A 17,668-nucleotide genomic window follows, 5' to 3' on the forward strand; every position below is an offset into this window, starting at 1 on the left:
CACCCGGTCTAGCGTCGGGAGCCATGACCGCCCCACCCACCCCGGACCGGATCATGACCCTGGTTCGCGGGTTCATGGCCTCCCGCACGGTGCTCTCGGCGGTGGAGCTGGGCCTGTTCGGCGCCCTCGCCGAGGGCTCGCAGACCGCCGGCGAACTGCGCGAACGGCTGGGCCTGCATCCCCGCGCGGCGCGTGACTTCTTCGACGCGCTGGTCGCGCTGGGCATGCTGCGGCGCACCGACGACCGCTACCACAACACCCCGGAGACCGCCGCGTTCCTGGACCCGGCCCGGCCGAGCTACCTGGGCGGGCTGGCCGAGATGGCCGGCGTGCGCAGCTACCGGTTCTGGGGCTCGCTCACCGAGGCGCTGCGCACCGGGGAGCCACAGAACGAGTCCGGCAACGGAGGCCCGGACTTCTTCCAGGCGCTGTACGCCGACCCGGACCGGCTGCGGCAGTTCGCCGCCGCGATGAGCGGGGCGTCCCTGGCGCCGGCGATGGTGGTCGCCGAGCTGTTCGACTGGTCCGGCGTCGACACGTTCTGCGACCTCGGCACCGCGCGCGGCACGCTGCCGGTGCAGGTCGCGCTTCGGCACCCGCACCTGCGCGGCGTCGGTTTCGACCTGCCGCCGCTGCGGCCGGTGTTCTCCGAGTTCGTGGCCGCGCGCGGCCTGGCCGACCGGGTGCGGTTCGCCGGTGGTGACTTCTTCACCGACCCGCTGCCGCCGGCCGGGGTCTACGTGCTCGGCCGGGTGCTGCACGACTGGGGCCTCGCCGCCAAGCGCCACCTGTTGAAGCGGGTCTACGAGGCGCTGCCGGCGGGCGGCTCGGTGATCGTCTATGACATGCTGATCGACGACGACCGGCGCACCCACGCGGCCGGCCTGCTGATGAGCCTGAACATGCTGATCGAGACCGCGGACGGGTTCGACTACACCGGCGCGGACTGCCAGGGCTGGCTGGCCGAGGCGGGTTTCCGGCCCGGCCCGGTGCAACCGCTGCTCGGCCCGGACTCGATGGTCGTCGGGGTCAAGTAGCCAGGGATCAGCCCGGGATGCGGTGGGGCACGAAGGCGGCGCCGTCGTCGGTGACCAGCCCGGCGGTCTCCCGGATGCCCAGGCCGGCGGAAACGTCCCCGACGATCCACGCGCCCAGTGCCGGCCGGTAGCCGTCGAACTCGGGCAGCGGGTCGAACAGCTGGTAGACGAAGCCCTCCTCGCCGTACACGCCGCCGGTCTCCACCTCGTAGCCGGGCGCCACGATGGTCACGTTGGCGCCCTCCCGGCCCAGCCGGGGCTTGCGCACGTACTCGGTGAGCAGGCCGGGCTGGTCGAGGTAGGCGGGCAGCAGGTTGGGGTGCCCCGGGTACATCTCCCAGAGCACCGCGAGCAGTGCCTTGTTGGAGAGCAGCGTCTTCCACAGCGGCTCGATCCACAGCGTCTCGGGCAGCGAGCGCAGCGCGTGCTTGCCGAACTGGTCGCTGAGCACCCACTCCCAGGGATAGAGCTTCACCAGCGCCGCGATGGACGCCTCCTCCAGGTCCACGAACCGGTCCAGCGCCACGTCCCAGCCGATGTCCTCGATGGCCAGGCCGACCGTGTCGATGCCCGCCTCGGCGGCGGTCTCCTGCAGGTAGGCGGTGGTCACGTGGTCCTCGCCCGAGGCATCCCCGCCCGACCAGGAGAAGTGCACCTCGGAACCGGGCAGCTTGGCCGCGATCTCGCCCCAGCGGGTGACCAGCTGCTCGTGCAGCGAGTTCCACTGGTCGTCGTCCGGGTGGGTGTCCTTCAGCCAGTGCCACTGCAGGATGGACGCCTCCAGCAGGGTGGTCGGCGTGTCCGCGTTGTACTCCAGCAGGCGGGCCGGGCCGGAGCCGTCGTAGCGCAGGTCGAACCGGCCGTACAGGTGCGGGTCGGAGCGCTTCCAGGACGCCGCGACGCCCTCCCAGGACCACTCCGGCAGCGCGAAGTCCTTGAACCGCTCGGTGGTCACCACGTGGTCCACCGCCTCGAGGCACATCGAGTGCAGCAGCTCGACGTCGGCCTCCAGGGAGAGCACCTCGTCCATCTCGAACACGTAGTTGACCGACTCGTCCCAGTAGGACCGGGCCAGGCCGTCCTTGCCGCGCCCCGGCGTGCCGTAGCAGAGCCCCTGCTCGGCCACCTTTTCTTCCCAGCCGCTGCGCGGCGACCCCGTCTCCCGACGCATCAGTCAGTCCTCCCAGCCGCTGCGCGGCGACCCCGTCTCCCGACGCATCAGTCAGTCCTCCCAGCCGCTGCGCGGCGACCCCGTCTCCCGTCGCATCAGCTGCCGCCGGACCCGCCGGACCTGCCGGACCCGCCGGAGCCGCCGGACTTGCCGGAGACGCCGAAGCCGCCCCGGCTGATCGTGCGGCCGGACTGGGTCTTCACCGTGGCGTTGCTGGGCGCCACCGTGGTCCCGCCGCGCACCGGCTGGCCCACCTGGCCCTGGCCGCCGTAGGTGTAGTGGTACTGCCGGCCACCGCCGCCGATGAAGATCGGGAAGAAGCCGCCGCCGTAGTAGCCGCCGGTGGGAGTGGTGCCGGCCGCCGCCGGTTGCACGCAGTTCTCCTCGGGCGCGATCACGCCCCGGTCGTCGGTGCACTGCGCCTCGACCTCGTCCGGCCCGGACGCGGCGTAGCCGATGGCGATCAGCGCCGCCACCCCGGCGACCGCCCCGCCGCCGATCATGACCCGTTTGCGGGTCTTCCGGCGCTTCTCCTCGTCGGCCAGGCGCTGCTCCTCGGCCTCCTCGGCGCGGCGCTCGGCCATCTCGCGGGCCCGTCGCTCGGCCAGGGTGGGCTCGCGGGGCACCGCCGTCTCCGCGTCCTGCTGGCGGATCCGGCCGGTGCGCTTCTCCCCGGCGGCCTCCTCCGGCTCGGCCGGTTCCTCCGGGTCGGCCGGGGCAGGATCGGGCTTCACCTCCGGCGCCGGCTGGTCGGCGGACGTTTTCTCTTCGCCAGGTGTCGGCGCGGCCGTCGGGTCCTTGGGAAGGTCGACGGGCTCCGGCCAGTCCTGGCCCCCCTCTTTGCTCATCGGATCACCCCTGGCCACGGTACCGGTCCTGGTCCGCCCCCGACCACCGAAGGCCGGCGTAGCTTACCTGCGGTGAGCAGGTGAACACGGTGAGTCTTCCTGGTGGGCGGCTCGCAGCACATCGGCTACCGACCGGCGCGTTCAGCGCCCCCTCGCCCGGCCGGGGGTCACCGGAACGTGCATGATGACAGGGCCATGAACCAGCTCCCCGGAACCACGCGCGCGAGCCGGCGCGCCGAGAAGGCCGCACCCTCGGGCCGACTGGGTCAGCTGCGTCCTCGGCACTTCGGTGTGATCATCGGTGTGCTGCTCGGCGCCGGCGCCATGCTGATGGTGGCCACGCTGAACGACGTGGCGGACACGCAGGTCCCGATGCTGTCCACGCTCGCCTCCGCGCCGGTGCCGGAGAACCAGCGCCCGCTCACCCAGCGCACCCCGCCCCCGGCCGCCGCCGGCACCTGCCTGACCTGGAAGCGCCCGGACGCGGCCGACGCCAACGCCGTGGACTGCGCCAAGCCGCACCTGTTCGAGCAGGCCGGCCCGGTTCAGCTGGCCAGCTACGCGCCCGGCGCCGCGCTGCCGGACAACAACCAGTTCCGGGACCTGGTCAACAAGCACTGCACCCCGCAGGTGACGAACTACCTGGGCGGCAAGTACGACCCGGACGGGGCGTTCCGGTCCGGCGCGCTGAAGCCCTCGGCCAAGAGCTGGAAGGAGGGCGACCGCACGCTGCGCTGCGGCATCCAGCGGTTCTCCCGGTCCGGCGCGCTGTACCCGATCACCGGCAAGGTGGCCGGCCAGGACCAGGCGGACATCCGCCCGCCCGGCGCCTGCCTGGGCATCGACGGGCGGTTCATCGGCGACCCGGTGGACTGCTCGCTGCCGCACGCGGTGGAGTCGGTCGGCTGGGTGGACCTCGGCGAGAAGTTCAGCAAGTACCCCTCGGTCAAGGACCAGGACGACTACCTGCAGGCCCAGTGCGCCAAACTGGCCAGCAACTTCGCCGGCGGGGACAACGTGGTGGGCAGTAAGAAGCTGTCCGTCATGTGGGACAACCTGATCCCCGAGTCGTGGAACGCGGGCACCCGCAAGGTGGCCTGCAACCTGGCCGCGCAGCTGGCCGACCGCAGCGGTTTCGCGCCGATCACCGGCAGCGTGAAGGGTCCGGTGCAGGTGGGTGCCAACGCGGCCCCGCCGGCGCAGGCGCAGGTGCCGCCGGGCGCTCCCGCCCCCGGGTCCGGGCAGGCGGTCAACGCGGAGGACGACGCGGACAGTGCCGCCCCGCCGCCCGCCCTGCCGCCGCCGGGCGAGGCGCCGGAGCTGCCCAAGCTGCCCGGTGCCGAGGACCTGCCGAAGAAGGAGGACCTGCCCAAGAAGGAGGACCTCGACAAGTTGAAGGACCCCTTGGGTGAGCTGGGCAAGGCGGCCGACGGGGCCGGCGGGCGCTGAGCCGGCGATGGACCCCGGGGCGATCAGCCCGGCGCGGTTCGAGGAGCTGGTCGCGGACGCGCTGGACCAGATTCCCGCCGAGCTGACCGGCGCGATGAACAACGTGGTGGTGTTGGTCGAGCCCGAACACCCGGAGGACCCGGACCTGCTCGGCCTCTACGAGGGCATCGCGCTCACCGAGCGCACCACCAGCTACTCCGGCGCGCTGCCGGACCGGATCACCGTGTACCGCGCCCCGATCGTCGACATGTGCGAGGACGAGGACGAGGTGGTGCACGAGGTGCTGGTCACCGTGGTGCACGAGGTCGCGCACCACTTCGGCATCGGCGAGGACCTCCTCCACGACCTCGGCTGGGCCTGACCCCCCCTCCGCCGATTCAGTCACTTCAGCAGGGTGATTCAGTCACTTCAGCAGGGTGGTTCAGTCGGTTCAGCAGGGTGGTTCGGTCGGTTCAGCCGAGAAACCCAGCCGGAACGGTCAGGGATTGCCGGTCGGGTCGGTGGGGGCCTCGGCGGCTTCCCAGAACTTGAGCAACCAGCCGCCCGGCGTCCCCGAGGGCGCCAGCACGATCCGGCCGGTGTTCGGCACCGGGCGGTCGTCGGACGCCTCACCGATCATCGCGCTGACCGCCACCCGCATGGCCAACCCGTGGCTGACCAGCACCAACAACCCGCCCGGGTGCTCGTGCCAGATGCGCTCCACGGCGGGCAGGTAGCGGGCGTGCAGGTCGGCGGCCGACTCACCGCCGGGAACCGGCCGGCCCAGGTCACCGGCCGCCCAGGACCGGACCACGTCGTGCAGCTCCTCCAGCGCGGCCTGGTCGGTGCGGCCCTCCAGGTCGCCGCAGAACAGCTCGTGCACGCCCTCCACCTGGCGCGCGGGCAGGCTGTGCCGGGCGGCGATCGGCGCGGCGGTCTGCCGGGCGCGCACCGCGATCGAGGAGTACACCGCGCCGACCGGTTCGCCGGCCAGCGCGTCCGCCACCCGTTCCGCCTGGGCCAGGCCGATCTCGGTGAGCGGCGGGCCGGGCGGCAGCGTGTCCAGGGCGGTCACCACGTTCGACCGGGTCTGCCCGTGCCGCACCAGCACCAGCAACGGTTCCGCCGGTCGTGAGCGGCGATGCTCGCCATAGCGGCCATCGCCGCTCACGGGTGCGCTCATGCGCACACTCCCGCGCGCACGCCGGCCAGCCAGGCGTCCGCCGCCGCGAAGCGTTCCGCGTCCGGCCCGGTGCCGTCCGCGGTGGCCGCCCCGGCGGAGGCCGGTTCGGGCAGCGGCAGCGCGCAGCGCGGGTAGGAGCCGAGGTAGCGCACCCGCAGGCAGCGCCGGTGCAGCGCGGCCAGCGCCTCGCCCATCGCCGGGTCGGCCACGTGCCCGGTGCAGTCCAGGTGGAACCAGTACTCGTCGCGGCTCCCCTTGATCGGGCGGGACTCGATCCGGGTCAGGTCGATGTCCCGCAGGGCCAGCTCGGCCAGCACGCCGAGCAGTGCCCCGGGGCGGTTCACCGTGGTGGCGGCCAGTGTGGTGCGGTCCGTACCGGTGGGCTCCGGCGGCGGGCCGGGCGGCCGGGCCAGTACGAAGCGGGTGACGGCGGCGGCATTGTCGGCGATGTCGTCGGCCAGGATCTCCAGGCCGTGCACGGTGGCGGCGATGGGCGCGGCCACGGCGGCGTCCACCTCGCCCCTGGCCACCTGGGCGGCCGCCTCGGCGGTGGAGCTGGACATGCGCACCGAAGCGCCCGGCAGGTTGGCGGCCAGCCAGTGCCGGGTCTGCGCCTCCCCGTGCGGGTGGGAGGCCACGCTCCGGATCTGTTCCGTCGAAGTGCCGGGCCGGGCCATCAAAGCGAACCGCACGGCCAGCTTGAACTCCCGCCCGATGACCAGCGGCGGGTCCGCGACCAGGCCGTCCAGCACGGCCGGCACGCCGCCCTCCACGCTGTTCTCGAAGGGCACGCAGGCGGCGTCGGCCGCGCCCTCCCGGACGGCGGTCAGCGCGGCGGTACTGCTCGAGCAGGGAACGAGCTCGGCATCCCGCGCCTCCGGCAACCGGCGCGCGGCCTGCTCGGTGAACGTGGCGCGCGGGCCGAGATAGGCGAGACGGAACACCTGCGCACTCTAGCCGCAGCGATGTTGTCCGCGTGCGCCTAGCTGGGCGCACGCTCGGTGAGCGCGCTCCGCGCTCGCTACAGCAGCCCGAGACCGGCCAGCTCCGCGCCGGGGGCGGGCTCCGGGCCGCGGCCGCAGCGGGCGAGCAGGCCGCGCACCGCGCCGCCGGCCGCCTCGGAGAGCTTGCCCAGCTCCTTGGCCAGCGCGTCCGCGTTGGTCTCCCGCAGGGCGCTCTGCACGTCCCCGTTGACCAGCGCGCGGGCCACCGCGACCAGCATGTTCAGCAGGCCGTGCTCCACCAGTCCGGTCTCCGGGTCCTCCCGGCGGCTCACCGAGGTCAGCCCGAGGCTGGTGGTGAAACCCTCGGGCGCGCTGTCCGCCGCGATCAGGAACTCGGCGATCTGGTCCTCGGTCGGCACGTCCGAGGGGCGCGGGCCGCCGCAGCGCAGCTTGGGCGTGCAGCCGTGCTCGGCCACCCGGCGCACCGCGTCCAGCCAGACGGCGGTGTCCTCGGCGTCACCGTTCAGCGGCCGGCGCGGCTCCACCACGGGCAGCACGTCCTCCGGGACGAACTCGGACACCCGCTCCAGCCAGATCGGGTCCACGTCCGGCGGGGCGGCGGTCTCCACGGTGCGCGGGGTGAGCAGCAGGTCCCGGGACAGGGCCAGGGACAGCGCCTTGGGTACCGCGCCCAGACCGGTGTCCACCACCAGCGACACGTCCACCGGCTCCTTCGGGCCGGCCTTCACCAGCTCCGTGACCAGCTCGGACAGCCGGGAGACCGGGCAGACCAGCTGGCCGGTCAGCCCGCCGTAGTCGCTGCCTCTCGCTTCCAGGTAACGGGCGACCACCTGGCCCATTGCCGGCGCGGTCGGCCGCGGCAGCAGCAGTGACGTGTCGTCGACAAGTTGGGCGAACAGGGGTGGAATCCGCACGGTCGACACCTGCCGAACCTAACGGCTGGGCGAACGGCGCCCGACAACGGCCCCCGTTGTATCACCCATCACATCGGGTGTATCGCCAGTTGAATGAGACTAGGTTAGGCTCACCTAACAAATCTGGAGGTGAGTCCGTGGGCAGTACCAAACTCCGCCGGCCGCTGGCGCCGTCCAACGCGGAACGTGCGCGCAGCATCGCCCGCCGGGGCGGCCATGCCGCGCTGGTCGGCCTGGACCAGACCCAGCGGGTGGTTCCCCTGCTGCACCACGTGGACTCCGACGGCGCCGCCACCCTGCTGCTGAGCAGCGAACATCCGCTGGTCGATTCGGTGCGCACCGGGCCGCGCAGCGGGCTGCCGGCCATGCTCGAGGTGGCGGACACCGCACCGGTGGCGCTGCGCGAGCCGGTCCGGGGGCTGCTCTGGATCAGCGGCTGGCTGGTCGCGCCGGGGCCGACGTACGCGCGCCGGCTGGCCATGGAGGTCGCCGACCAGCGCCCGCACCCGCGCCTGCTCGACCTCGGGCACGGCGCCAGCATCCTGCGGCTGCGCCCCGGCTCGGCCGTGCTCGCGGACGCCGAGGGCACCGGCCCGCTGGCCCCCGCCGAGCTGTCCGCCGCCGCGCCCGACCCGTTCTGCCAGTTCGAGCACGGCTGGCTGCGCCACCTGGAGGACGCCCACCCGGACGTCTTCGACGCGCTGGCCCGGCACCTGCCCGAACCGCTGCGCCGCAAGGCCGGCTGCCGGATCCGCCCGCTCGGCGTGGACCGGCTGGGCATGCGGCTGCGGGTGGAGGCCGACGACGGCGACCACGACGTGCGGCTGGCGTTCGCCGAGGCGGCGAACACGGCGGAGCAGCTACGCGTTCAGGTCGGTCTGCTGATCGGCTGCCCGTTCCGCGCCGCCGGCGGCACCGCGCCCGGCGCGATCACCGGCAGCGGCTGAACCGCCGCGCGGTCCCATCGCCTTGACCAGCTTGGTCACCTTGCGCTCGGCCACGAACGAGATGAACGGGATGGTGCCGGCCAGCGCGACGAGCACCGCGCGCACCGGCCGCCACCGGCACCGTTCGGCCAGCACCAGGGTGCAGACCACGTACGCCATGTAGAAGAACCCGTGCGCCGCGCCGACCACCGCCACCGGGCGGCTGTCGCCCCAGATGTACTTCATCGGCATCGCGTAGCAGACCAGCACCACCAGGCCGATGCCGGTGATGTACGCCATCACCCGGTAGGCGTTCAACGCGATCTTCCGGCTATCCACGACCGGCATTCTACTACGGCGTGTAGAAGTTGGGATTCGGCCCCGGGCCAGCCACCGTGACATAGCGAGCGCTGGTTCTGTCCGCTTCGATCATGAGATCCACCGGACTGAGCCAGCGCTCGATGAAGCCGCCCGCCTCAGTCGCCGCAGCGTCGCCACAGTCCGTAACCAACACCCGACGCCGGGCGCGGAAAGCGCCGCGCAACGAAACAGGTGGCGCCCGAGCCGCGGGAGACCGCCCAGCCGCGTCGTCCAAGCCGATCTTTGGACCGGCACCCGGCTCAACTGGATGTGGATCTTCGACGGGCGACCGAGGTCGCGGATCAGTCGAAGAGCTTGGCGAAGGTCTCCAGCTCGCGCGGGATGTTGGGTCCGGCGGGCTGGTAGGCCACCTCGGTGGCGCCGGCCTCCTCCAGCTCGTCCAGCCGCCTCCGCCACTCGTCCGGACGCAGCGCCAGCCCGCCGGCGGCCAGCACCGGGCCGGTGACGAACGGGCTGTCGTGCTCGTTCACCGCCGCCAGGTGGCCGTCGTGCAGCGCCAGGTGCCGCTCCCGCTCCGGCACGTCGTCGTACGCGGCCGCCCACTCCTTGCCGTTGGGCAGCATGTCCAGCTGGTCGAACTCCAGCGCGAAGTGCAGCAGCACGCTCGCGCCCGGGCCGGCCGCCGCGACGGCGCGCGCCGAGCCGGGGTCCTCGCCCTCGTCCAGCACGGTGCCGAAGGTGAGCGCGCTGCTCCAGTCGAACCCGGGCACCGGGCGCGGCGCACCGATCACGCCGACGCCGTGCTCGCGGGCCACCGCCGCCCCCTTCGGGCCGGCCGCACCGATCACCCAGGGCACCTCGATCGGCCGTTCCGGGGCGAACCCGGGGTACTGCAGCATCCGGATCACCGCCCCTTCCCACTCCGCGTCCTCGCCGCGCAGCAGCGCCTGCACCACCTGGATGTAGTGCGCCACGTCGGCCCAGCGGATCGGCCGCTGACCCATGGCCAGCCGCGCGGTGAACCCGGAGCCGATGGCGATGGCCACCCGGTCGCCGGCCAGCGAGACCAGCTGCGCGATCGCCGCCGCCGTGGCCATCGGGTGGCGCAGGCTGGGCACCATCACGCCCGGCCCGAGCCCGATCCGGCTGGTCCGTTCGGCCGCCCGGCACAGCTGCACCCACACGTCGGCGTACAGCGCGGGCGAGTCGTAGAACCAGGCCCGCTGGTAGCCGAGCTGCTCGGCCACCCGCGCGTGTTCGTGGCTGTCCAACGCCGTGTTGAACGCGCACGACATGCGTAGGGTCATCGTCGATCCCACCTTCAAGACACGGATGCTCTGACGACCCCCAGCCTGCCGGGCAAGGAGGACACATGCCGGACGGCGGCACCGATCAGTACCTGACCGAGTTACTCGCGACCTACGACACGCCGGACGCCGCCTCGGCCCGTCTGCTGTGCGAGCGGCACCCGGCGGACGCGGTGGCGTTCACCCTGATCGAGCCGGACCTGTCCAGCCGGGACCTGACGTTCGGCGAGCTGGCCGAGCGGTCCGCGCGGTTCGCCGCCGGGCTGGCCGGGCTGGGGGTCGGGCCGGGCGACCGGGTGGCCACGCTGATGGGCAAGTCCGCCGAGCTGGTGGTCGCGCTGCTCGGCATCTGGCGGCTGGGCGCGGTACACGTGCCGCTGTTCACCGCCTTCGCCCCGCCCGCCATCGCGCTGCGCACCGAGACCAACGGCACCAAGGTGATCGTCGTCGACGCCGACCAACGGGCCAAGCTGGCCGGGCTCTCCGGCGGGTGGCGCGCGGTCACCACCGGAGAGCCGGCCGACACCGACGTCGAGTTCGCGTCGCTGCTCGAGCACGCTCCTTTCGCGGACCCGGTGGCCACCGGCGGGGACGGCACGCTGATCGAGCTGTTCACCTCGGGCACCACCGGGTCGCCCAAGGCCGTGCCCATCCCGGTGCGCGCGCTGGCGTCCCTGTGCATGTACCAGGAACTGGGCCTGGACCACCGGCCCGACGACGTGTTCTGGAACGCCGCCGACCCCGGTTGGGCCTACGGGCTGTTCTACGCGCTGACCACGCCGATGGCCCTCGGCCGGCGTGCCCTGCTGCTCCGGGCCGGGTTCGACCCGGCGCGCACCTGGGCGGTGCTGGAACGGTTCGGCGTCACCAACTTCACCGCCGGCCCGACCGTCTACCGTGCGCTGCGCAACTCCGGGCTGCCGGCGCCCTCCGGGTTCCGGCCGCGCCGCCTCTCCTCGGCGGGGGAGCCGCTCACCCCGGACGTGGTCGCCTGGGCACGGGCGGAGCTGGGCTGCCCGGTGCGCGACCACTACGGGCAGACCGAGCTGGGCATGGTGGTGGCCAGCGCGTGGCACCCTTCGGTGGCCGGCGAGGTGAAACCCGGCTCGATGGGCCGGGAGCTGCCGGGATTCGCGGTGCGGGTGCTGCGCCCGGACGCGGACCAGGAAGCGGCGCCGGGCGAGCGGGGCCGGGTGGCCGTCGACCGCCCGGCCAGCCGGCTGATGTGGTTCGACGGCTACCGGGACGCCCCGGAGCACACCGCCGCCCGCTTCAGCCCGGACGGCCGCTGGTACTACACCGGCGACGTGGCCACCCGGGACGCGGACGGGACGTTCACCTTCGCCTCCCGGGACGACGACGTGATCCTCATGGCCGGCTATCGGATCGGCCCTTTCGACGTGGAGAGCGTGCTCACCGAGCACCCCTCGGTGGCCGAGGCGGCGGTGATCGGCGCGCCGGATCAGCTGCGCGGCGAGGTGGTGGTGGCCTACGTGGTGCCGCGCGCCGGAGTCACCACCGACGAGTCACTGGTTGCCGAACTGCAGGACCGGGTGAAGACCGGTTTCGCCGCGCACGCCTACCCCCGCGCCATCCACTTCGTCGAGGAGCTCCCCAAAACCCCCAGCGGCAAGATCCAGCGCTACCTACTCCGCCAGCGCCACTAACCCATATCGCGGTTTCCCCCACCCCATATCGCGGGTTCCACCGCAGTATGTCGCGGTTTCCCCCAGGCTGTGTCGCGGGTCTCCGCACCTCCATGTCGCGGATTCCCCATGGCCATGTCGCGGATTCGGTGGCCATGGGCATCAAGCTGGGGCAACCCGCGGTGCGGGGTGGCGCAATCCGCAATCCGCAATCCGCGATACGGAATGCGGAAACCCGCGATATGGGGTGGTGGGACGCGCGATATGGCCTGGGGGAACCCGCGATATGGGTCAGGCCTGGCGGATGGTGCGCATGGCCCGGTCGAACTCCCAGAACGCGCGCAGCGAGTGGATCAGGCCGTCGTTGCCGACCTTGTAGACGAACACGCCCTCGGCGTCCAGCCGCTGCCCGCCGGGCAGGAACGAGGTGATCGTGCCGATGTTGGCCACCTCGTCGCCGGCCGCGTACGAGTCGCGCATGGTGAACTCGATGCGCTCGGCGTTGGCGATGGAGATGTCCCAGAAAGCGGAGATCTCCCCGTGGCCCCGGTGACCCTTGCCGTCCTGGGAGAAGATCGACGGTCCGACCGGGTCCTCCAGCGTGGCGTCCGGGGCGAACAGGGCCAGCCACTCCTCCTTGGCGCCCCGGGACACCGCGTCCATCGAGCGCCGGGACGCCGTCCGCGCCGGATGGTCGTCCTCCGGGCCGGACCAGTTGACCTTCATTACCCGTCCATCCTGCTCATCACCTGTTCGGCGAAGCGCCGCATGCTGTCCTCTTTGGCCGCCAGCGGCCCGTCGAACCCGATGCCGTCAAACATCCACGGCATCACTATGACGTCCGTCACGCCGGCCTCTGCTTGCAGACGGTAGCCGTCCAGTCCGAATGAGTCCACACACACGGCCTGGATCTCGAAGGGTTCCTCCGAGCGCCCGTTCTCCGCGTGCAGTTGGCGCAGCCGGTTGACCACTTCGCGCAGGTCGTCCAGCTTGATCATCGCGGATGTCCAGCCGTCGTAGCGGGCGGCCCGGCGCAGCCCGGCCTCGGTGTGCCCGCCGACGAATATCGGCACCGGCTCGCTGGGCGCCGGGCTCATCTGCAGCTGGTCGAAGTCGTAGAACTCGCCGTGGTACTCCACCATGCCGCCGCCGAGCACCAGCTGCAGCACGTCCAGGAACTCGTCGGCGCGCGCGCCGCGCCGGGCGTACGGCACGCCGCACCACTCGAACTCCTCCGGCGACCAGCCCAGCCCCACGCCCAGGGTGAACCGGTTCCGGGTCAGCGCGGCCACCGACCCGACCTGCCGGGCCAGCGGCAGGGGCTGCCGGGAGCCCAGCTTGAGCACCTGGGTGCAGAACCGGATCCGCGAGGTCACCGCGCCCATTGCGGTGGCGGCGGTCAACGGGTCCACCCACGGCGTCTCCGGCGTCCACATGCGGGAGCCGTCCGGGGTGTACGGGTACTTCGCCGACACCTTCTCCGAGTAGAAGATCGAGTCCGGCAGCGCGACCTGGTGGAAGCCGCACTCCTCGGCGATCCGGGCCAGCTCGACGATCTGGTCGACCGGGTTCATGGCCACGGCCAAGGTCCACTTCATGCCGGCTTCTCCGCTCCAACGACCCACATGGAAAAGAACTGGGAGCCACCGCCGTAGGCATGGCCCAGGGCGGTGCGCGCGCCGTCCACCTGGTGGTCGCCCGCGCGGCCCATCACCTGCCGGGCCGCCTCGGCGAACCGCAGCAGCCCGGACGCGCCGATCGGGTTGGACGAGAGCACCCCGCCGGACGGGTTCACCGGTAGCCGGCCGTCCGGCCCGGTCTCGCCGGCCTCGGTCAGCTTCCAGCCCTCGTTCTCGGCGGTGAAGCCGAGGTTCTCCAGCCACATCGGCTCGAACCAGGAGAACGGCACGTAGATCTCCGCCACGTCGATCTCGCGCAGCGGGTCGGTGATCCCGGCCTTGGCCCACAGCGCGGCGGCGGCCTCCCGCCCGGCCTGCGGGTTGGCGTGGTTGCGGCCGACCGCCACGGTCGGCTCGGTGCGCATCACCGTGGCGTGGATCCAGGCCGGGTTTTCGGCGGCGTCGCCGGCCGCCTCGTCCCCGATGACCACCGCGCAGGCGCCGTCCGAGGAGGGACAGGTCTCGTCGTAGCGGATCGGGTCCCAGAGCATCTGCGAGGACATCACCTTCTCCAGCGTGATGTCCGGCTGGTGCAGGTGGGCGTGGGGATTCCGCGCGCCGCCCAGGCGGTCCTTCACCGCGACCATCGCGCCGATGTGCTCCGGCGCCCCGGACCGGCGGATGTACGACCGTACGTGCGGCGCGAAGTACCCGCCGGCGCCGGCGTTCACCGGCATGGAGAACGGCACCGCGATGGACAGCGCCCACATGGCGTTGGACTCGGACTGCTTCTCGAACGCCACCGCGAGCACCCGCCGGTGCACCCCGGCCTGCACCAGGCTGGCCGCGACCACCCCGGTGGACCCGCCGACCGAGCCGGCCGTGTGCACCCGCAGCAGCGGTTTCCCAGTGGCGCCGATCGCGTCGGCCAGGGCCAGCTCGGGCATCATCACGCCCTCGAACAGGTCCGGCGCCTTGCCCAGCACCACGGCGTCGATGTCGTCCCAGGTCAGCTCGGCGTCAGTTAACGCAGCGGCGATCGCCTCCCGGCACAGCCCGCCCATGGACACGTCGGTGCGCTTGGACGTGTGCTTGGTCTGCCCGGTGCCCAGCACCGCGGCCAGCTTCGCCGCCATCGCTATCGACCCTCCATCACGCAGATCAGGTTCTGTTGCAGCAGCGGGCCGTTGCTGGCGTGCGCGAGCACCCGTTGTGCCGACCCGGCGTGCACCCGGGCGGCGGCCTCACCGATCCGGACCAGCCCGCCGGAGAACATCGGGTTCCCGCACAGGGGCCCGCCGGACGGGTTGACCTCCACGTCCTCGGCGAGCAGCCCCAGCTCCCGGCGCAGCAGCAGCTCCTGGGAGGTGAACGGGGCGGCCAGCTCGGCCACCTGGATGCCTTCCGGACCGGCCGCCCCCAGGGCCGCGTGAGCCGCTGCCGCCGCCGAGGGGGAACGGGTCAGGTCGCGGGTGCCGAACGCGGGGGAGTCCACCCGGTGCTCGATGCCGGTGATCCACGCCGGCCGGGCGCACAGGTCGGGCGCGCGGTGGGCCGCCGCCAGCACGATGGCGGCCGCGCCGTCGGTGATCGGCGCGCAGTCGTGGGCCCGCAAGGGGTCGGCCAGGTAGGGGGCGTCCAGCAGGGTGGAGGCTTCGAGGGGCTCGCGGAGCTGGGCGTTGGGGTTACCCGCGCCCGCTTGGCGGGCGCGGGCGGCGACCTCGGCCATCTCCTTCTCACTCCACCGGCCGGCATCTATGCCCGCGCGCGCCTGCAGCGCGGCCAGGCTGATCGCGTCCGGCCACAGCGGCGCGACCAGGTAAGGGTCGGTCTGCAACGCCAGCACGCGGTTCAGCTCGCCCGCACTGGCCTTGCCGAACCCGTACACCAGCGCGGTGTCCACCTCGCCGGTGCGGATCTTCAGCCAGGCCTCGTACAGCGCCCAGGCCGCGTCGCCCTCCACGTGCGACTCGATGATCGGCGGCAGCGCGCCGATCGCGTCCACGGCGGAGACGAACGAGAACGCGCGACCGGCCAGGTAGTCCGAGGAGCCGGAACACCAGAAGCCGACCTCGCGCCGGTCCAGCCCGGTGTCCGCGAACAGCTGTTGGAAGATCGGCACCAGCATTTCCACCCCGTTGGTGGTGCCGGTGGTCTCGGCGACCTGGGGGGACTGCGCGAAGCCGACCACGGCGACTTCGGGGAACTCACTCATAGGTGCTCCGAATACGACTCGAACGGCGCGTCCGGCTCGTCGAGGGGCTGGAAGTGGTCGATGTTGCGCAGCGTGTTGTCCCACTCCTCGCGCGGGCGCCACACCGCGCGCACCCGCATGCCCATCCGCACCTCGTCGGCCGCGCAGCCGAGCACCAGGTGCATGAGCGGGATGTCCGCGCCGTCCAGCAGCACGTACGCGGACACGTACGGCGGTTTGATCCGCTGGCCGAGGAAGGGCACGTTGACGATGCAGAAGGTGGTCACCGTGCCGGTGTCGGCCAGCTCCACCTCGTCGGTGGTGGGCACGCCGTCGGTGGGGCAGGCGCCGCGCGGCGGGATGTAGACCTTGCCGCACTCCGGGCAGCGCTGGCCCAGCAGTCGACCCTCGGCCAGGCCGCGCAGGTAGCGGCTCTCCTGCAGGGACGCGGAATGCCGGTAGTGCAGGTGGATCGGGGTGGTGATCATGGTGACCGGCGGGGTGACCGGTCCGCCGGCAGCACTGGAGCCGGCGGACCGGTCCAGCTCGCCAGGTTCGGCCGGAAGGTCCGACGGCTCGAAGCAGGCGATGTCCCGGATGTGGCCGGCGGTCTGCTCGGCCCACCGTATTTTTACTCTCATTCCGGTGTGCATGGCAGCCGATTCACCCTCTGAATCCACAGCATGTAACAAAGCTGTGTCCGCACCGTCGAGTTTGATCATCGCCCAGGCGAACGGGGTGTCCAGCGGCTGGCCCTCCACCGGGGTGGGCTGCCAGGACCAGGTGACCACGGTGCCGGTGCTCGCCACCGGCACTACCTCGGTCAACGGCTCGCCGGTGGTCGGGTCGTACTCGGCCGGCGGCACGTGCACCCGGCCGTCCGAGCCGCGGACGCCGGTCACCCGCCGGTCGCGCAGCTCGGTGAAGAACCGGGAGAGGACCGGGCCCAGCGACCGCGTGTAGTCGAACCCCACCTCCAGCGGGGCACTCAGCGGGGCTTCCATCGTGAAAGTAGAACACGTTCTCGATTTGCCTGGCAAGATGACGCGCATGCGACTGGGTCTTCAACTGGGTTACTGGGGTGCCGCGCCGCCCGCCGACGCGCCCGAGCTGGTGCTGGCCGCCGAGGCGGCCGGCTTCGATGCGGTGTTCGCCGCCGAGTCCTGGGGTTCGGACGCGTTCACCCCGCTGGCCTGGTGGGGTTCGACCACCTCCCGGGTGCTGCTGGGCACGTCGGTGGCCCAGCTGTCGGCCCGCGCGCCGACGGCCTGCGCGATGCACGCGCTCACCCTGGACCACCTCTCCGGGGGGCGGGCGGTGCTGGGGCTGGGCGTGTCCGGCCCGCAGGTGGTGGAGGGCTGGTACGGCGGGCCGTTCGGCAAGCCGCTGGCCCGCACCCGGGAGTACGTGTCGATCATCCGCCAGGTGTTGGCGCGGGAGGCGCCGGTGAGCTCCGCCGGGCCGCACTACCCGCTGCCCTACGCGGGCGCCGGGTCGGTCGGGCTGGGCAAGCCGCTGCGCCCGATCACCCACCCGCTGCGCGCCGACCTGCCCATCTGGCTGGGCGCCGAGGGGCCGAAGAACGTCGCGCTGGCCGGGGAGATCGCCGACGGCTGGCTGGCCATCTTCTACTCGCCCCGGCTCGGCCCGATGTACACGGAATGGCTGGACGAAGGGCTGTCCCGGCCCGGCGCGCGGCGCACCCGCGCGGAGTTCACCGTGGCGGCCAGCTGCACGGTGGTGGTCACCGACGGCCCGGCTGCCACGGCCGCCGCGGTGGCGCGGACGAAGCAGAGCCTGGCGCTGTACGCCGGCGGGATGGGTGCGCCGGGGCAGAACTTCCACGCCGACGTGCTGAGCCGGATGGGCTACGGCGAGGCGGTCGCCGAGATCGGCACGCTGTTCCGCGCCGGCCGGCGCGAGGAGGCGGTGGCGGCGGTGCCGGACGAGCTGGTCGAGGACACCGCGATCATCGGCGAGGCGTCCGGCGTGCGGGCGGGCCTGGCCCGCTGGTCGGCCGCCGGGGTGGACATGCTGCTGGTCGGCTGCCGGTCGGTTGCCCAGATCGAACAGCTGGCCGCCCTTGCCTCAAATTGAAACTCGTTCTAG

The 17,668-nt window shown here is 72.6% G+C and carries 18 protein-coding genes; 6 read left to right on the forward strand and 12 right to left on the reverse strand.

Features of this window, described 5'->3' with window-relative positions:
- Positions 1-23: 23 nt before the first annotated feature.
- Positions 24-1,037, forward strand: coding sequence for a methyltransferase (locus tag ABEB12_RS31700; RefSeq protein ID WP_185063408.1), 1,014 nt, complete (start codon positions 24-26; stop codon positions 1,035-1,037).
- A gap of 7 nt (positions 1,038-1,044) precedes the next feature.
- On the opposite strand, the gene ABEB12_RS31705 is transcribed toward ABEB12_RS31700, so the two are convergent.
- The gene (locus tag ABEB12_RS31705; RefSeq protein ID WP_185063409.1) at positions 1,045-2,208 is read right to left on the reverse strand and encodes a glutathionylspermidine synthase family protein; all 1,164 of its coding nucleotides are present in this window, start codon (positions 2,206-2,208) and stop codon (positions 1,045-1,047) included.
- Between the two features lie 95 nt (positions 2,209-2,303).
- The gene (locus ABEB12_RS31710; protein ID WP_345703312.1) at positions 2,304-3,056 is read right to left on the reverse strand and encodes a hypothetical protein; all 753 of its coding nucleotides are present in this window, start codon (positions 3,054-3,056) and stop codon (positions 2,304-2,306) included.
- A 195-nt stretch (positions 3,057-3,251) separates the two neighbouring features.
- On the opposite strand from ABEB12_RS31710, the gene ABEB12_RS31715 reads away from it, so the two are divergent.
- Together ABEB12_RS31715 and ABEB12_RS31720 are read left to right on the forward strand one after the other, a co-directional pair.
- Positions 3,252-4,505, forward strand: a complete 1,254-nt coding sequence (locus ABEB12_RS31715; protein ID WP_185063410.1) for a septum formation family protein — start codon at positions 3,252-3,254, stop codon at positions 4,503-4,505.
- Positions 4,506-4,512: 7 nt separating this feature from the next.
- The gene (locus tag ABEB12_RS31720) at positions 4,513-4,866 is read left to right on the forward strand and encodes a metallopeptidase family protein (RefSeq protein WP_185063411.1); all 354 of its coding nucleotides are present in this window, start codon (positions 4,513-4,515) and stop codon (positions 4,864-4,866) included.
- A gap of 117 nt (positions 4,867-4,983) precedes the next feature.
- Here ABEB12_RS31720 and ABEB12_RS31725 read toward each other — a convergent pair whose 3' ends face one another.
- The 3 genes from ABEB12_RS31725 to ABEB12_RS31735 form a co-directional block, all read right to left on the reverse strand.
- Positions 4,984-5,667 carry a histidine phosphatase family protein gene (locus ABEB12_RS31725; protein ID WP_185063412.1) on the reverse strand — a complete coding sequence of 228 codons (684 nt, stop codon included), beginning with the start codon at positions 5,665-5,667 and terminating at the stop codon, positions 4,984-4,986.
- On the reverse strand, positions 5,664-6,611 hold the full coding sequence (pheA, locus tag ABEB12_RS31730; RefSeq protein ID WP_185063413.1) for a prephenate dehydratase: 948 nt from the start codon (positions 6,609-6,611) through the stop codon (positions 5,664-5,666). Before pheA ends, ABEB12_RS31725 begins: the two co-directional genes overlap by 4 nt.
- Positions 6,612-6,688: 77 nt before the next feature.
- A complete protein-coding gene (locus ABEB12_RS31735) occupies positions 6,689-7,546 on the reverse strand; it encodes a hypothetical protein (protein ID WP_345703313.1) in 858 nt (285 codons plus the stop codon).
- 137 nt (positions 7,547-7,683) lie between these two features.
- On the opposite strand from ABEB12_RS31735, the gene ABEB12_RS31740 reads away from it, so the two are divergent.
- On the forward strand, positions 7,684-8,493 hold the full coding sequence (locus ABEB12_RS31740; RefSeq protein ID WP_185063415.1) for a DUF2470 domain-containing protein: 810 nt from the start codon (positions 7,684-7,686) through the stop codon (positions 8,491-8,493).
- On the opposite strand, the gene ABEB12_RS31745 is transcribed toward ABEB12_RS31740, so the two are convergent.
- Entirely contained in the window at positions 8,407-8,811 is a 405-nt protein-coding gene (locus tag ABEB12_RS31745; RefSeq protein WP_345703314.1) for a DUF3817 domain-containing protein, read from the reverse strand. The two genes, ABEB12_RS31740 and ABEB12_RS31745, sit on opposite strands and share 87 nt — an antisense overlap.
- Before the next feature lie 323 nt (positions 8,812-9,134).
- Positions 9,135-10,100 carry an LLM class flavin-dependent oxidoreductase gene (locus tag ABEB12_RS31750; RefSeq protein WP_185063417.1) on the reverse strand — a complete coding sequence of 322 codons (966 nt, stop codon included), beginning with the start codon at positions 10,098-10,100 and terminating at the stop codon, positions 9,135-9,137.
- A 65-nt stretch (positions 10,101-10,165) separates the two neighbouring features.
- Here ABEB12_RS31750 and ABEB12_RS31755 point away from each other — a divergent pair, with 65 nt between their 5' ends.
- The gene (locus tag ABEB12_RS31755) at positions 10,166-11,767 is read left to right on the forward strand and encodes an AMP-binding protein (protein WP_185063418.1); all 1,602 of its coding nucleotides are present in this window, start codon (positions 10,166-10,168) and stop codon (positions 11,765-11,767) included.
- Between the two features lie 270 nt (positions 11,768-12,037).
- On the opposite strand, the gene ABEB12_RS31760 is transcribed toward ABEB12_RS31755, so the two are convergent.
- Genes ABEB12_RS31760 through ABEB12_RS31780 form a run of 5 tightly spaced genes read right to left on the reverse strand, consistent with a single transcriptional unit; the run spans position 12,038 to position 16,563 of the window.
- The gene (locus tag ABEB12_RS31760; protein WP_185063419.1) at positions 12,038-12,472 is read right to left on the reverse strand and encodes a nuclear transport factor 2 family protein; all 435 of its coding nucleotides are present in this window, start codon (positions 12,470-12,472) and stop codon (positions 12,038-12,040) included.
- Positions 12,472-13,344, reverse strand: a complete 873-nt coding sequence (locus tag ABEB12_RS31765) for a TIGR03619 family F420-dependent LLM class oxidoreductase (protein WP_185063420.1) — start codon at positions 13,342-13,344, stop codon at positions 12,472-12,474. The genes ABEB12_RS31760 and ABEB12_RS31765 overlap by 1 nt, the downstream gene beginning before the upstream one ends.
- Positions 13,341-14,501, reverse strand: coding sequence for a thiolase domain-containing protein (locus tag ABEB12_RS31770; RefSeq protein ID WP_185063421.1), 1,161 nt, complete (start codon positions 14,499-14,501; stop codon positions 13,341-13,343). The genes ABEB12_RS31765 and ABEB12_RS31770 overlap by 4 nt, the downstream gene beginning before the upstream one ends.
- Positions 14,502-14,503: 2 nt before the next feature.
- On the reverse strand, positions 14,504-15,580 hold the full coding sequence (locus ABEB12_RS31775) for a thiolase domain-containing protein (protein WP_185063422.1): 1,077 nt from the start codon (positions 15,578-15,580) through the stop codon (positions 14,504-14,506).
- Entirely contained in the window at positions 15,577-16,563 is a 987-nt protein-coding gene (locus tag ABEB12_RS31780) for an OB-fold domain-containing protein (RefSeq protein WP_185063423.1), read from the reverse strand. Before ABEB12_RS31780 ends, ABEB12_RS31775 begins: the two co-directional genes overlap by 4 nt.
- A 46-nt stretch (positions 16,564-16,609) precedes the next feature.
- Here ABEB12_RS31780 and ABEB12_RS31785 point away from each other — a divergent pair, with 46 nt between their 5' ends.
- Positions 16,610-17,656 (forward strand): LLM class F420-dependent oxidoreductase, encoded by a 1,047-nt coding sequence (locus tag ABEB12_RS31785; RefSeq protein WP_185063424.1) that lies wholly within the window; start codon positions 16,610-16,612, stop codon positions 17,654-17,656.
- Positions 17,657-17,668 lie beyond the last annotated feature (12 nt).

This window comes from Actinospineispora eucalypti (assembly GCF_039543365.1).
GTDB classification, from domain to species: Bacteria; Actinomycetota; Actinomycetes; order Mycobacteriales; family Pseudonocardiaceae; genus Pseudonocardia; species Pseudonocardia eucalypti.